The organism is Aliidiomarina sanyensis (assembly GCF_003987175.1).
Taxonomy (GTDB): domain Bacteria; phylum Pseudomonadota; class Gammaproteobacteria; order Enterobacterales; family Alteromonadaceae; genus Aliidiomarina; species Aliidiomarina sanyensis.
Map to the genome: position 1 here is coordinate 417,328 of NZ_PIPM01000001.1, position 14,303 is coordinate 431,630.

A 14,303-nucleotide genomic window follows, 5' to 3' on the forward strand; every position below is an offset into this window, starting at 1 on the left:
AATAGGTATAAAAAGACAGTCACGTCTTATGTTAACACACAGGGATACAACGATGAGCAAACTCGATAAAGAACAGGTGCTTGCTGATTATACTGCCGCGTATGAGAAAGCACATGGTAAGAAGCCAGACATCGCTGAGAACAGTGGTTGGTACAGCGTCGATGGCGGAAAGAATGTCCGTTTAGCCCAACTAGCTGAAGAGGCCGCAACGCTTGGTGGCAGTAAACCGGCTGCAAAAAAACCGAGTGCGGGTGCAAAGAAAGACAAAGCTTCTGCTGCCAAGAAAGAACCGGCCAAGAAGCCCGCTGCGAAGAAGTCATCGGCAACGAAATCCGCGAATAAAGGCGCTGGCGGCCTGACAGCAAAAGAATTGTGGAAGCAGCGACTTGCTGAACAACCCTCAGCGCGACTTCCCCGGGGCATGCAATCATAAATTCAACAAAAAACGCCATTCAAGTTATCTCTCGAATGGCGTTTTCTTTATCTTTTTGAACTAATCAGCACGTTTGCGCTCCATGAAGATCGTGATTTCACCTACCCGAAATCCGAACTTGCGCATCTCCGTGCGATTGAACAAGCGATCCTCATCGACCAAGAACATCCAGTCGTCTAACGTAATATTGATCGTTCCATCACGCCACGGGACTTCCAACTGGTATACCCAATGCAATGCATTTCCGGCCGTGGTCCCACGCGCAATGCCAACAACGTCCCCTGCAGTACCTTCGTAACGATTTGGGCCGAGTTTCGTCAATTCCCAGACTCGCGTTTCTTCCCGACCATCATCCCAATAAAATACCTCGTCCAGAACACCTTGGTTTCCTTCCCAGGTTGCGACGATATCAGCACGGAACCGCTGAGTCACCTTACCCGAACGATCCTGAATAATTCCATACGCTACAATGTCACCGACAAAAAATTCATCGAGATTGAGAGTCGGTTCGACCCCCTCATATTCACTAATTTGAGTCGAGCACGCAGCCATGGTGAGTGCCATACCAATTCCAAGGAACCATTTTTTCATGTCTCTCTCCAATCAACGACTTGCGCCTACTAATTCATCACGACTTGAGCGATATCGCGCGTTCTCAGACAACCAAATCGCTAAAAATTGATCGGAGAATGTGTCGCTTTCGATCGTACCGAGATATCCCTCAGAACCGTAAAATGACGTTCCGTATTCGTCTCGAGCATGGGCAACGAGACATTGTCCCCGCTCCACATCGGGCCACATTTGCGCAAGCGTTTCTAACCAAGCATTCGCTTGGTCATCAAGATCAAATCCGAGTCGTTCCCATTCATCCCGAGTTTGCTCGACCAGTTGTGATGCGCTGAAATTACGCAAGTAATTCAAGCGCAACAACCGTTCCTCGGGATCATCGTAACGGCCGGATGGGCTATACAATGCCGCATCGTAGACACGGAACAAGAGAACGCGTAAACGAGTCGAACCAACCTCCTGCAGACTGGTATCCCCCGAACCGTTCGTTAATGATTCGGCACAAGCATCGGATGCATTCGACCCGTGAGCAACTGAGACATTAAATGCCAAAAGACCTGCCACTAGAAAGGGGCTTATTCTCTTTAAAGGACGCATGACCTGTTCCTCATTCAACTCAACCTCAAGAATTTGAGGATGGTTCTTTCGATTCCAGATGATTACGTTGTGCGAGGATTTTCGGATTGACTTGGAATGCAATTAAGACCATCAGCAACGCCCACGCCGTCGCGTAGATTGCGATCGTAATCGGGAGTTCAAAGTGAAGCTCTGCGGCACCAAACCGAGCCCCAGCAAGATAGGTGATCGGCCCGAAAATTGCGCCTGCCAATAGAGCCAAGACGAGCCGCCGATGCAGCCAGTCGAATACGACCAAGGCCATCCCGGTAAAGCCAATCCAAAGCAGGTACAGCCAGGCAGGCACACCCGACGTGTCAGTGAAGGTAATGACCCCTCCAAGCACGGTCGCCCATTCGACCATAATACCTGCGGCAAAAATGATCAGAAAAGATTTTCGCTGTAACCACAATGGTCTCGGGGTTGCGGCGAACATCAGAGCAATCAAAAGTGCCGTCACCCAGAACCAGTCGTTTCGACCAAGAACAGCACTTAACCAAATAAAATCAAACACCACAAATGCAACGATGCGAGGATTCTTTCCGAACCGTATAAGCGCGTTCCAGATGGGGTGTCGGTTCATGATGACGGACCTTGCAGGGCTTTCGTCGCCTGAATTTGAACCGCGCTTATCGTGCGTTGAAGAAAGCCACCTTCGCAATAACACAGATAGTAATTCCACAGGCGGGCGAACCGGTCGTCGTACCCATGTTGGCGTAATGCTGGCATATTTTGGTTAAAGCGTGAGCGCCATGCGCGCAACGTGTGGGCATAGTCGATTCCAATGTCCGATAGTTCGCGCATCACAAGCTGAGTATGCCGACGGTACATCCGACTAATTAATTCCACTGACGGTAGATAGCCGCCGGGGAAGATATATTTTTGAATAAAATCCACGTTCCGATTGTATCGTTCGAGGCGTTGGTCAGCGATGGTAATCGCCTGCAGTACCATGGTGCCACCTGGTTTCAATAGGTCGTTACACTTCTTGAAAAAGACCGGCATGTACTCCGCCCCCACGGCTTCTATCATTTCCACCGAAACCAGTTTGTCGAACTGCCCCTCGAGGTCACGATAGTCGCGTTTTAAAAGGGTAACTTTGTCTTCAAGCCCTTGCTCACGAACCAGCGCTTGTGCATGCTTATACTGTTCTTCTGAAATGGTTGTTGTCGTGACTTTGCAGCCATACTGACTGGCAGCAAAAATAGCCAACCCGCCCCACCCCGTGCCAATTTCTACCAGGTGATCACTCGGCTTTAAATCAAGCATTGAACACAACCGAGCCAGCTTCGCTTCCTGTGCTTCCTCGATGGTCGCCTCGGGCGTTGGAAACACAGCACTTGAATACTGCATACGCGAATCAAGAAACTCGGTGTAAAGCTCGTTTCCAAGATCATAATGAGCTGCAATGTTTTCTTTCGCGCGCGTTTTACTATTTCGGCGTCTTAGATGGCTGATGCGCTGAACAGGCCACGATAACCAAGCGAGCTTCTTCTCAAGTCTGTCCATCACATGGAGATTCGCAGCAAACAGCTCGATCACTTTCGTCACGTCAGGTGATGTCCACTCCCCCTCCACAAACGACTCACCAGCGCCAATGTCACCGCCAAGCAGAAACCGTTGGTACGTCCGTGGGGACTGAACATCAATGGTTGCAATCGGTCCACGGTCGGCGGTCCCGAAGACTCCGACCTTCGTGCCCTGCTCCAAAATGGTCAGTTGCCCAATCGCGAGATGATTGAGTACTCGAAATAATAGGCTTCGCGTAAATTTCTCGACGCGAGACATGTCTGAAAACTCCATAACGACCGTTGTTCCTTCCGACATTCTCATAACTTTGTGTCCTCTGAGTGGGTGCTTTTCCCACTTTCTTTTGTCTTCCCTTTCAACGTGACATCCTGACTTTTTGCTGAACCGGGATGACCATAGAAAGGCACACGCTTGATAAAAAGTTTCAGTGCTTGCCAGTAGATGCCCGCAACAATCTTAAGGCTCATCCACGGATGTTTCCTTAATACGGCTTGAATGGCGGCTCGGTTCAATGATTGGCGCTTCCCCGTGAGGGTTGCGTCAAAGTCTTTTTCGTCAGTATGACATCCAATGTGGACCAGAATGGGCGACTGCTCTTCTTGTTTGGGGAGCGTCAAACGCCAGTGATAACGCATATTCATTGGGTTAAACGGAGAGACATGGAATGCTTTCGCATGGTCTGCAAGGTGTTCTAGATCCAACAGATAATAATGCCGTTCATTCCACGGCGTATTACTGACCTCGGCCAGCATATGGCTGTAAACGCCCGCCTCGTTGCGCAAGTAATAACAGTTGATTGGGCTAAAAAACAGTCCGAAACAGCGAATATTTCCCAAGAAAAAAACATCGCCGGTCAGCTCGGTTCCAGCCAAGGCCGACATTTTTGCGCGCACCGCATTTGCGAGGGACTGATTCGGCTCTGTGCGTTGGCCGCGCAGGTAGTCCTGTGGATTGAATTGAAATACCGCGCGCTTCCTAGAGGTTGAAAGCAAACGAGATAGCCCATCAGCCGATGCGAGGTCATCTAAGTGAAACCACCACTGCATCACCGAATAATGAAAATGATGAGATTTCGGCACGAAACGACGGTGACGGACTGCGCCCCAATAAATGGCGTGTTCATGGGTGCTGTCTGCCGACACTTCCCGTGAATTGACGCTGTCTAAACGGCTAGAACCGCGCATTATTGGGGGGCCTGTTGACTATTTAATGCCTCCGAACCGGCATCGTCCGGCCCGGGAATTCCAAAGCGGTGTGCCACATCGACGGCACTGCGGACTCCATCTTCGTGAAAGCCACTATACCAGTATGCACCACAAAAATGCGTTCGAGCGACACCACATATTTCATGGCGCCGGGCACGCTTTTGAAATGATGCGACGCTGTAAACGGGGTGCGCATAGGTAAATTGGCCCAAAATCCGCTCGGGCGCTATCGCAGCGGTGTTATTCAGCGTAACGCAAAAGGTTTCAGGCGTTGCAGCATCAAGTCGCTGAAGGATATTCATGTTGTAAGTCACCGTTGCAGGTCGTTGCCCACCTTTCGATGTGTCCGGTAGTAAATAGTTCCAACTCGCCCAGGCCGCCTTGCGTTGTGGGAGCTGCCCAATGTCGGTATGTAGCACCACGTCATTATCTTGGTACGGAATTCCACCTAGAATTTCCCGTTCAGCGTCGGTTGCGTCACCCAATAACTGAAGGGCTTGGTCACTGTGACAGGCAAATACAATATGATCAAACGTTTGTTGAGTGCCATCTGCAAATTCAATGACCACATGATCTGGCTGACGCGTGACGTGTGCGATATTCGCATCGAGCACAATTCGCTCGGAGAAACGTCGGGTCAGCGCAGGAATATAAGACCGAGAGCCCCCTTCAATGACATGCCATTGCGGCCGATCTGAAATATTCAGCAATCCGTGATTCATGAAGAATTTAAGGAAAAAGGCAAGTGGAAAGGCAGCCGCCTCGTCGAGGCTCGCTGACCAAATTGCCGCGCACATGGGGTATAGATAATTTTCAGAGAAATCAGGGCCAAGCTTAAGCTCTGCGACAAATTCACGCAAGGTCACGCCGTCTAAATCAGCCTGATTGCGTGTTTGAAATGCCACCTTTGCTGCGTTATTAAAACGGACAATATCCCGTAACATCCGGTAGAAACGCGGGCGAAGCAAATTTCTTCTTTGCGCAAACAGCGTCCACAAACTATGACCATTGTACTCGAGACCGGTCCGTGGGTTCTGGACACTAAAGGACATCTCTGTATCTTTCCAACCTACCCCAAGTTCACGCATCAGTGCACGAAAATGGGGGTAGGTACGATCATTAAAAACAATGAATCCGGTATCGATTGCATAGGCTTTTCCGTGAACTTCAACATCCACTGTTGCCGTGTGCCCTCCAATCACTTTATTTTTTTCAAAAAGATATACTTCGTGTTCTTTCGAGAGCAAGTGGCCCGCGGTCATTCCCGCAACACCGCCACCAATGACAGCAATTTTCATTCATTTTCCCTAAGGTTGCGCCTTGCCTATTTTTGTGACTGCTTCATACGTTTTGCCAACGCCATTTGGATCCCCATCGGTAGACGCTGCATACTTGCGAGGATCCAACCAAACACGCCTGGAAATGCAATGTGCTGTTTTCGTTTTGCAAGACCTTTGATAATTGCCTTGGACGCATCCGTCACCGAGATACGCATCGGCATATCAAAGTCATTTCGGTCTGTCATGGGCGTTTCAACAAAACCAGGCGAGATCGTGACCACCTCAATCCCGGTTCCTGCCAGATCCGCTTGCAGCGAGCGCGCGAAATAATGCACAGCCGCTTTGCTTGCGCCATACGCTTCAGCACGCACAAACGGGAATTGACGCGCCATACTGTCGACAACGACCAAGCGATTACCCGGCTGTAAATGCGGTAACAAGCGTTCAGCGCAATAAACAACCCCAAAAAAATTGGCTGCAAACACGCGCTCAACGAGTGCTGCATCAAAATGCTGAGGATCATCAATATACTCACACACGCCGGCATTTAAAATGGCCACATCGATCGGATACGCTTTGGCGTAGCCACCCAACACGTGAGCGACCGCATCGCGTTCGGTCACATCAAACGCAAGGGAGGTGAATTTTCCGGGTCCCGTCGTAGACGCTTCAAGCGCAGCGAGCTTCTCTTTGTTTCGACCACAGGCAATGACGTGATTCCCGGCTTGCCGATAATCTCGGCAGAGTTGTTCACCAATCCCGGAAGTTGCACCGGTAATTAAAATATTCATGCGTGCTCCAAACGGCGACGGACCTTATTGATGACCCAGCCAAGGACTGGAATGTGCTCGTAGATCATCGCGCCGAGATCATAGTAGTCTATATGGTGGCGAATCGAATTCGTCTCTTCGTCAAACACCACGTGGGTGGTGCCGGGCACAACGATCTCAATCCCTCCCGCAAGTTTTTCGTGCTGTAATCTCATTTGCCAAACCAAAAAGCCCTGCTTGGCATCAATCATCTCCTCATGAATCACAAATTGACACGACTGCGCATTACTCAGCCCATGTTCGAGGTAGGCCTGCAATGATTCACGTCCATTCACTTGCATCACGGGGTCAATGAAGGTGACCTCCTCGTGATAAATCGACGACAGGGACTTAAGATCCTGTGCGGTCAGGTCACCATAGAAGGTTTTAAATTCCGCAATCAGGTCTCGACGCGCTTGTGTCTTAAATTTAGCCATTTTTCACTCGCTTGAATGTACTGATGAAAGTTTCACGGGCTTCCTTGTGATCAACTATAGGTGCAGGGTAGTCAGATTTCCCATGCTGCGTTAACCACTCATGGGGCTCATGAATGTATTTGTCCGGCACTGCAGCTAACGCAGGAACCCATTTACGGATGTAGGTGCCTTTCGGATCGACCTTCTCGCTTTGTCTTGTCGGATTGAACACTCTAAAATAGGGAACTGCATCGGTTCCTGTGGATGCACTCCACTGCCACCCCCCGTTATTCGCCGGAAAACTCCCATCAATCAGGTTTCGCATAAAAAATGTCTCACCCAAGCGCCAATCGATATGCAGATCTTTTGTCAGGAAATTAGCCACAATCATCCGAACTCGATTGTGCATCCAACCTGTTTCACGCAATTCCTGCATTCCGGCATCTACAATTGGAAACCCTGTTCGCCCCTCGCACCACGCCTGAAATAAATCGTTATCGTGGCTCCACGGGTAGTTGTCTGTTTCCACTTGAAAGGGCTCATGTTTGCATAAACGGGGTTCGTGGAACATGAGATGCTGATAAAATTCGCGCCAAGCAAGCTCCGATAACCAAGTGTTCATTCCTTCGTTCAAGCCGCTCGGAAATTCTGGACTTTGTTTCTGCAGAAAATGGGCAGCGACACGAGGCGAGATAGCCCCTATCTCCCAATAAGGCGATAACTGAGACGTCCCTGGCTGAGCAGGTAAATCTCGCGTTGACGCGTAGTCAGAGACTTTCTCGAGTATGTAAGCAGAGACTTTCTTGCGAATATTTGCTTCTCCGACAACCCATCCTTGGCTTGATCGGCATACACCTTCGAGCTCGTCTGGTACGTGACATGAAATACGAGGTCCAGACGTTTTTTTCCGTATGGGCAGAACAGAGCGCTGATAAGGACCGGGAATACCGGCTCGAATTAACTCTGCTTTCCACGCTTTGAAAAAAGGTGTGAACATCTTGTAGTAACTCCCCCCACCCGTTTGAATCCGCTCGGGGGGAACAAGTAAGTTGCTATCGAAACAATGAACTGCCAACCCATGCTTTTCAGCAAGTTGTTTCACGCGGGTGTCCCGCTGTACTTCATGGAGGGCGTACTCTCGATTAAAGTAAAGCGCTGCTGCAGAAATTTCTTTCGCATATTCAACGACTTTTTGCGCAGCGTCTTTGTATCGCTTACCTTCAATCACATGAAGTACGTAGCCTCGCTCCGCTAAATCGTCTGCAATCGTTTGCGCGTGCCGATGATATAGCTCCCATTTTGCGGGTGACCAGTCATGCAGCTTCCACATCTCGGGGGTCGAAACCCAAACGAACTCTACCTGTTCATGTTCTCTCGTTGCCCCATAGACTGCATCGTTATCTAAGAGCCTTAGGTCGTTTCGGAACCACACCAATGCCGTCATATCAAAGTCCGTACCGTAGTTTTAAATCTGTCGGATACGGCCGCAGATACGACTGGGACGCGAGATATTCATCGGGATATTGCTTTAAATAGCTCTGCACTAAGGTGAGAGGAGCCGCGAGAGGCTGCTCCCCCGCTCGGTACTGTAAAATAATGTCTGTGAGTTCTTGTCGTTGCACGTCGTTCAAGTTTTTAGAAAAGTAACCTTGTATGTGCTGCAGCACATTCGTGTGATCACGCCGACTTGCTGGGCGACTCAAGGCACTCATGAGGCGCTGAATGTAATGTGAGCAAAAACTTTCCGACACGACATCACATTCCGCGAGCTCTCGTCCAAGTGAACGATAGGTCGGTTGATCATGCGCCAATAAAGTGAGCTTGTGCCGCGCATGAAATGCATAGAGATCTGCCTTCTGAATAGGTCGCGGCAACGATTTCCATTCGTGATACACGTAGAGCCGGAGAACAAAATTTTCTCGCAGGAGCGGATCATTCAAGCGTCCGTCTTCTTCCATTGGCAACGACGGATACAACGCACGTAGACGCGCTGCGAAAATACCCATTCCTTCTTTCTGGTTTGCATTGGAATCTTCCGCATACACGCGCACTCGCTCCATACCGCAACTGGGTGATTTCGCGCAGAGAATGTAACCGCTCAACTTATCGAGTTGTGCGGTTCGAATATCAGCAAATTCTGCCAAGCGTGCCGTTACATCCTCACCGGTCTTCTGTACCACCGCTCGCGGACGCTCGACATCGCCAACCAGCCGGATGGTTGGTCGTGGAACGGACATACCAATCCCCACCTCAGGGCACAAGGGAAGGTACTCGACGTGTTTACCTAACTGGTGCTGGCAAAATGTTGACGCTTTGTGGCCACCGTCATATCGAACTTTTTGACCTAGCAAACAGGCGCTAATACCGACATAAATCAACTGTTATCCCTCTAAAAATCAACCAATTCAACACGTAAACGCAATCCATTGAGAGGCATTTCAATGCACTCATGACATTCTAAAAATTACCATAGCGTGATTTACGAGGAATCGCATGGCCCGGATTTACAAAAAGTGAAATAAAAACGTCTCAATTCAGATCCAGCTGCACCCATTTGACGTAAAAAGAAGCACTTCACAAATCCACGCAGTAAGCGCACATGAGGTCGACTTGACGTTATGCTCTATGCTGTGTGGCTTTGTCCGGAATTTAGCCGTGTGTAAAAACTGAGCAATAAAACGAATGAGTGAACAAAATACGCAGACGCTTGGATTATTTCCACTGACTTCACACATACTGCCTGGAGGCCGGATGCAGTTGCGCATCTTCGAGCCACGATATGTTCGTCTGGTCCGTGAAGCACTCAAAGCACAGTCTGGATTCGGCCTGTGCATGTTGAATCCTGAAGGGTGCAAAGATGAAAATACGCATATCTTAACGACTGGAACCCTCGTGCGGATCGTTGACTTTGAAAGTCTCTCAGACGGGTATCTTGGCATCACGATCGAAGGTGACCGTATCTTCGACATTCAAGACATCTGGACAGAAAGTGATGGTCTGCGCAAAGGAACCGTGTCGCTTCGGATGCCCACTGCACAGCAGAGCGGACAGGGGGTAGATGAGCAAGATTCAATACTCATCGAGCGCTTGCGCGAAGTATTTGAGGTGTATCCTGAGTTTGCCGAGTTGTATCCAGAGAAACAGTTCGATGATCCGCTGTGGGTCTATCATCGATGGCTCGAGATTTTGCCGTTGCAACCCACCACCAAGCAAAATTTACTCCGTCATGATTACACCAAAGATGTGCAGCATTTTTTGCATGATCTCTTCGCGCAGAATCAATAATCGCGCTTCGAACGCGAGAAAAAATATTTATCGGCAGACAGATCCAGCGTGATCTATTTTGCTCAAAATGTCGTTTATTTAGACAAGCGAGTTGGTGCTAGTAAAAATAAAGGCGTACACTACTATGCAGGTTATGCTAGAGAAGCGGAAATCGCGGCAGTCTATGAGCTCATCGCAAAGGGAACCCCAAGAGATGACGGCTGAACATTTAGGCCAGTTATTAGCGGAAGTTGCAGACACACGTTCACGGCGTGCGTTTAGTGAATTGTTTCGGCACTTCGCTCCTCGGCTGCAATCATTTGCAACCCGCCAATTCGGCAACGAACAAACTGCAATGGACTTAGTGCAAGAAACGATGACCAACGTGTGGCACAAAGCGCATTTATTTAGCCCCGAAAAAGGGTCGCCAACCACGTGGATCTTTACCATTGCACGAAATATCCGTTTCGATATTTTGCGCAAGAATAAACATCGACAGAATGATGTCAGCGCCGAAGATTTATGGCCGGTTCTGTCCGAGGAAACGTCAGACTCAGACGAAGAGTTTGCTTTAGACACGAAGATCTTAATGCAAGAGATTGGAGAGTATTACCTGCAACTTCCAGACGCACAGCGAATTGTCGTTGAGCAAATTTACATTGAAGGAAAGTCGCAGCAAGAAGTTTCGGATGCCCTTGGTATTCCGCTAGGTACAGTGAAGTCACGCACACGGCTTGCGTTGCAGAAGTTAAGAGAGCTGATAAGTGAATAAGATTAAGTTTCATCCATCTGAAGAATTGCTTGTTGGCTACGCCAGCGGCGATCTCAACCCTGCACTCACCGTGGTCGTTGGCACACACATTGATATGTGTCCTCGCTGCCGCAGTGTTGCGGAAGACATTCAAAACCACATGGCGACGCGCGAACTTCATCAGTCTGCGCCCTTAGCCGAGCCTGATCTGAATTCGATGCTTGAGCACATCATGGCCTCAGAGTCTCCGATCGTACGCTCCGCCAAAGTTCACGAGCAGGTATCGCTTGAGGGCAAGGTATTTAAAGTTCCTCGCTCACTCGGTCGGCACGTGGACCGCTTAGGCCCTTGGAGCCATATGCCCGGCGGTTTATGGCGAGCACCACTTGAGCTCGACGCAGATTCACGCATGAACCTCATCTACATGCAAGAGAACGCATCACTGCCAGAGCATACGCATCGAGGCAGTGAGGCAACTTTGGTATTGAATGGTGTATTCAATGACGAGCATGACGAGTATCGAGACGGCGACTTCATCTTCTTGGATGAACACAAGCACCACTCGCCTCAAACGACCGATGAAGATTGCTTAACCCTAGCGTATCTTGATGCGCCGTTGCAGTTTACATCTGGATTAGCGCGTTTACTGAATCCATTCAGTAGCTTATTTTTCCGCTAGGAATTTAGCGCAAAAAAACACCGGCATCAGCCGGTGTTTTTTTATTACTCTTTCTCTCTCGGTACCGCATCTTCAACACGGGCTTTAAACTTCTGACCCGGTTTAAATGTTACGACGCGACGTGCAGAAATTGGAATATCTTCCCCAGTTTTCGGATTACGTCCTGGGCGTTCTGCCTTATCCCGAAGATCGAAGTTACCAAAGCCAGAAATCTTTACCTGCTCTCCGCTTTCAAGAGTCGTCCGTATTTCTTCGAAAAACAACTCGACGAGATCTTTCGCATCTCGACGATTCATGCCCACTTTCTCGAATAAATGCTCTGCAATTTCTGCTTTCGTAAGTGCCATATTAACTATCCCTCAACACCGCGTTGAAATCGTTTTCAAGCACTTCAACAACCTGACTCATCAGCGCATTTACTTCTGAGTCCTCAAGTGTGCGATCCTGTGCTTGAAGAGTCAGGGCAATGGCTAGGCTTTTCTTTCCAGCCGGCACATTGTCACCTGTGTAGACGTCAAATAAGTTTAGGTCAACTAACTGATTTGCGCCAACTTTCCGAATCGAATCAAGGATGTTTCCGGCGGTTACGTGCTGTTCAACGAGAACGGCAATATCTCGGCGAATCGAAGGGTAACGTGAAACCGGGATCGCATTCGGTATTTTCTTCGTTGTGAACTCATTCAGTGCAAGTTCAAAAACAAAAGCACGTCCTTTGATTCCGAAGGTCTTCTCAAACTGTGGGTGAAGTGCACCGAGATAGCCAATCCGCACGTCACCACGATAGACTGCCGCGCTTTGACCCGGATGCAAGGCACTGTGCGCTTCCGCAACAAAGCGAACATCCGTCGCTCCACCGGCAGCACACAGCAGCCGTTCAACATGTCCTTTCAAATCAAAGAAATCCGCTGGACGGACACCGTCTGCCCAGTGTTCACCTTGCAGTGTGCCCACCATCACACCGGCTAGCATCGGCTCTTGGCGAATTCCATTCTCTGCTTGCGCATCTGGCACGAATCGCAGACCCGATTCGAATAAGCGAACATTCTGCTGCTGTCGCTTTTGGTTATAGCCTGCAGCGGCTAATAACCCCGGCCACAAGCCAAGACGCATGGAGGACATTTCCACTGATATAGGGTGTGGCAGCACCAGCGTTTCTTGCTGAGGATAGAGCAGTTCTTGTTGCTTCGGGTCAACAAAGCTATATGTGATCGCTTCTTGATATCCTTGGGCAATAAGAACCTGCTTGAGCGTACGCAAAGAAGTTTTGGCCTCTGGAGTTCGCTGCATTCGTAATGCAGCCTGAGGTGCTTCGACAGGGATATTATTGTAGCCATATACCCGCGCGACCTCTTCGATCAAATCTTCTTCGATTTGGATATCGAAACGATAAGTAGGCACGACAACATGCCATCCTTCCGTAGACTTAGTCACAGCAAAACCAAGTCGCTGTAACATGGATTCGACCTGGCGCGGTTCAATTACGAGTCCCAGAACTTTTTCTAACCGTTGAGCACGCAAGGTAACACCCGCTGGGTTCGGTAAATGATCTTGAGACTTCGCTTCAACCACTGGACCGACATCCCCACCACAAATTGCGATAATCAGTTGGGTTGCACGTTCCATTGCTGTGTGCTGTAACTCTGGATCCACACCGCGCTCATAGCGGTGCGATGCATCCGTGTGCAATCCATAACGACGGGCACGACCCATGATTGCATTCGGAGAGAAAAAGGCACTCTCTAGGAAAATATCGCGCGTTGCGGAAGTGACGCCACTGCCTTCTCCACCAAAAACTCCCGCCATGGCCAGGGCCTTTTCTGCGTCAGCAATAACCAACACATCATCTTGCAGCTTCACTGTCTGACCGTCCAACAACGTCATTTCTTCATCGTTGGATGCCCAGCGAACTTGCACATCGCCGGAAATCGCAGATAAGTCAAAGCCATGCATTGGATGACCTAACTCAATTAGCACGTAGTTCGTCACATCGACCACGGGGTCAATCGAACGAATGCCACTCCGACGCAAGCGCTCTTGCAACCACAGCGGTGTCGGTTTGGTGACATCGACGTTGCGAATTATTCGACCAAGGTACCGGGGGCAGCCTTCCGGAGCGACAAGTGAAATGCCACGGACATCGCTGATCGTCGCTGGCACGCTCGGCATGTCTGGAGTATTCACATCGATATCGTTCAACACTCCCACTTCACGGGCAAGACCGCGGATCCCAAGACAGTCGGCACGATTTGGTGTCAGGTCAATATCGAGCGCTTTATCATCCAAGTTCAGCCATACACGGAAATCTTGACCAATAGGAGCATCTTCCGGTAGCTCCATAATGCCTTCGTGGTCTTCGCTTAAGCCCAATTCTGACGCTGAACACAGCATTCCATGAGACGGCTCGCCGCGAAGTTTACTTTTCTTAATCTTAAAATCACCCGGTAGAACGGCCCCTACGGTAGCCACGGCAACTTTGAGTCCCATTCGGCAATTGGTTGCACCGCACACAATATCAAGCAGCTCATTGGTGCCTACGTCTACTTTGGTCACTTGCAATTTGTCGGCGTTTGGATGCTGCGCGCAGGATATAACCTGCCCGACTACCACCCCATTAAACTCGCCCGCAACGGGCTCAAACCCATCGACTTCAAGACCTGCCATACTGAGCTGTTCAGCCAAGGCTTCGGTGTTCAGTTGTGGATTGACCCACTCACGCAACCACTGTTCACTGAATTTCATGATGTAATCTTCCTT

16 protein-coding genes are annotated in these 14,303 nt (G+C 49.5%); 4 read left to right on the plus strand and 12 right to left on the minus strand.

The window, feature by feature from the left end; all coding sequences use genetic code 11:
• The first annotated feature begins 52 nt into the window (after positions 1-52).
• Positions 53-433 carry a hypothetical protein gene (locus CWE11_RS01895; protein ID WP_126775902.1) on the plus strand — a complete coding sequence of 127 codons (381 nt, stop codon included), beginning with the start codon at positions 53-55 and terminating at the stop codon, positions 431-433.
• Positions 434-493: 60 nt separating this feature from the next.
• Here the strand turns inward: CWE11_RS01895 and CWE11_RS01900 are convergent, their stop codons facing one another.
• Genes CWE11_RS01900 through CWE11_RS01945 form a run of 10 tightly spaced genes read right to left on the minus strand, consistent with a single transcriptional unit; the run spans position 494 to position 9,233 of the window.
• Positions 494-1,024 carry a DUF3833 domain-containing protein gene (locus CWE11_RS01900; protein ID WP_126775903.1) on the minus strand — a complete coding sequence of 177 codons (531 nt, stop codon included), beginning with the start codon at positions 1,022-1,024 and terminating at the stop codon, positions 494-496.
• A 12-nt stretch (positions 1,025-1,036) separates the two neighbouring features.
• Positions 1,037-1,597, minus strand: a complete 561-nt coding sequence (locus tag CWE11_RS01905; protein ID WP_126775904.1) for a chalcone isomerase family protein — start codon at positions 1,595-1,597, stop codon at positions 1,037-1,039.
• A 25-nt stretch (positions 1,598-1,622) separates the two neighbouring features.
• On the minus strand, positions 1,623-2,198 hold the full coding sequence (locus tag CWE11_RS01910) for a DUF2878 domain-containing protein (protein ID WP_126775905.1): 576 nt from the start codon (positions 2,196-2,198) through the stop codon (positions 1,623-1,625).
• Positions 2,195-3,448: an SAM-dependent methyltransferase gene (locus CWE11_RS01915; RefSeq protein WP_126775906.1), complete on the minus strand. Its 1,254-nt coding sequence runs from the start codon at positions 3,446-3,448 to the stop codon at positions 2,195-2,197. Before CWE11_RS01915 ends, CWE11_RS01910 begins: the two co-directional genes overlap by 4 nt.
• A complete protein-coding gene (locus CWE11_RS01920; protein ID WP_126775907.1) occupies positions 3,445-4,329 on the minus strand; it encodes a DUF1365 domain-containing protein in 885 nt (294 codons plus the stop codon). Before CWE11_RS01920 ends, CWE11_RS01915 begins: the two co-directional genes overlap by 4 nt.
• Positions 4,329-5,648: an NAD(P)/FAD-dependent oxidoreductase gene (locus tag CWE11_RS01925; protein ID WP_126775908.1), complete on the minus strand. Its 1,320-nt coding sequence runs from the start codon at positions 5,646-5,648 to the stop codon at positions 4,329-4,331. Before CWE11_RS01925 ends, CWE11_RS01920 begins: the two co-directional genes overlap by 1 nt.
• Before the next feature lie 26 nt (positions 5,649-5,674).
• Positions 5,675-6,421, minus strand: a complete 747-nt coding sequence (locus tag CWE11_RS01930; protein WP_126775909.1) for an SDR family NAD(P)-dependent oxidoreductase — start codon at positions 6,419-6,421, stop codon at positions 5,675-5,677.
• A complete protein-coding gene (locus tag CWE11_RS01935; protein ID WP_126775910.1) occupies positions 6,418-6,876 on the minus strand; it encodes a nuclear transport factor 2 family protein in 459 nt (152 codons plus the stop codon). The genes CWE11_RS01930 and CWE11_RS01935 overlap by 4 nt, the downstream gene beginning before the upstream one ends.
• Positions 6,869-8,299 carry a deoxyribodipyrimidine photo-lyase gene (phrB, locus tag CWE11_RS01940; RefSeq protein WP_126775911.1) on the minus strand — a complete coding sequence of 477 codons (1,431 nt, stop codon included), beginning with the start codon at positions 8,297-8,299 and terminating at the stop codon, positions 6,869-6,871. The genes CWE11_RS01935 and phrB overlap by 8 nt, the downstream gene beginning before the upstream one ends.
• 1 nt (position 8,300) lies before the next feature.
• Positions 8,301-9,233, minus strand: a complete 933-nt coding sequence (locus tag CWE11_RS01945) for a YbgA family protein (RefSeq protein ID WP_126775912.1) — start codon at positions 9,231-9,233, stop codon at positions 8,301-8,303.
• 304 nt (positions 9,234-9,537) lie between these two features.
• On the opposite strand from CWE11_RS01945, the gene CWE11_RS01950 reads away from it, so the two are divergent.
• The 3 genes from CWE11_RS01950 (at position 9,538) to CWE11_RS01960 (ending at position 11,549) form a co-directional block, all read left to right on the plus strand.
• Positions 9,538-10,140 carry an LON peptidase substrate-binding domain-containing protein gene (locus tag CWE11_RS01950; protein WP_126775913.1) on the plus strand — a complete coding sequence of 201 codons (603 nt, stop codon included), beginning with the start codon at positions 9,538-9,540 and terminating at the stop codon, positions 10,138-10,140.
• Positions 10,141-10,333: 193 nt separating this feature from the next.
• Positions 10,334-10,891 (plus strand): sigma-70 family RNA polymerase sigma factor, encoded by a 558-nt coding sequence (locus CWE11_RS01955; protein WP_241971691.1) that lies wholly within the window; start codon positions 10,334-10,336, stop codon positions 10,889-10,891.
• Entirely contained in the window at positions 10,884-11,549 is a 666-nt protein-coding gene (locus CWE11_RS01960; protein ID WP_241971692.1) for a ChrR family anti-sigma-E factor, read from the plus strand. Before CWE11_RS01955 ends, CWE11_RS01960 begins: the two co-directional genes overlap by 8 nt.
• Before the next feature lie 44 nt (positions 11,550-11,593).
• Here CWE11_RS01960 and ihfA read toward each other — a convergent pair whose 3' ends face one another.
• Positions 11,594-11,896: an integration host factor subunit alpha gene (gene ihfA, locus CWE11_RS01965; protein WP_126775915.1), complete on the minus strand. Its 303-nt coding sequence runs from the start codon at positions 11,894-11,896 to the stop codon at positions 11,594-11,596.
• A gap of 1 nt (position 11,897) precedes the next feature.
• Complete coding sequence (pheT, locus tag CWE11_RS01970) at positions 11,898-14,288, minus strand: phenylalanine--tRNA ligase subunit beta (RefSeq protein WP_126775916.1); 2,391 nt, start codon at positions 14,286-14,288, stop codon at positions 11,898-11,900.
• Positions 14,289-14,303: the final 15 nt, after the last annotated feature.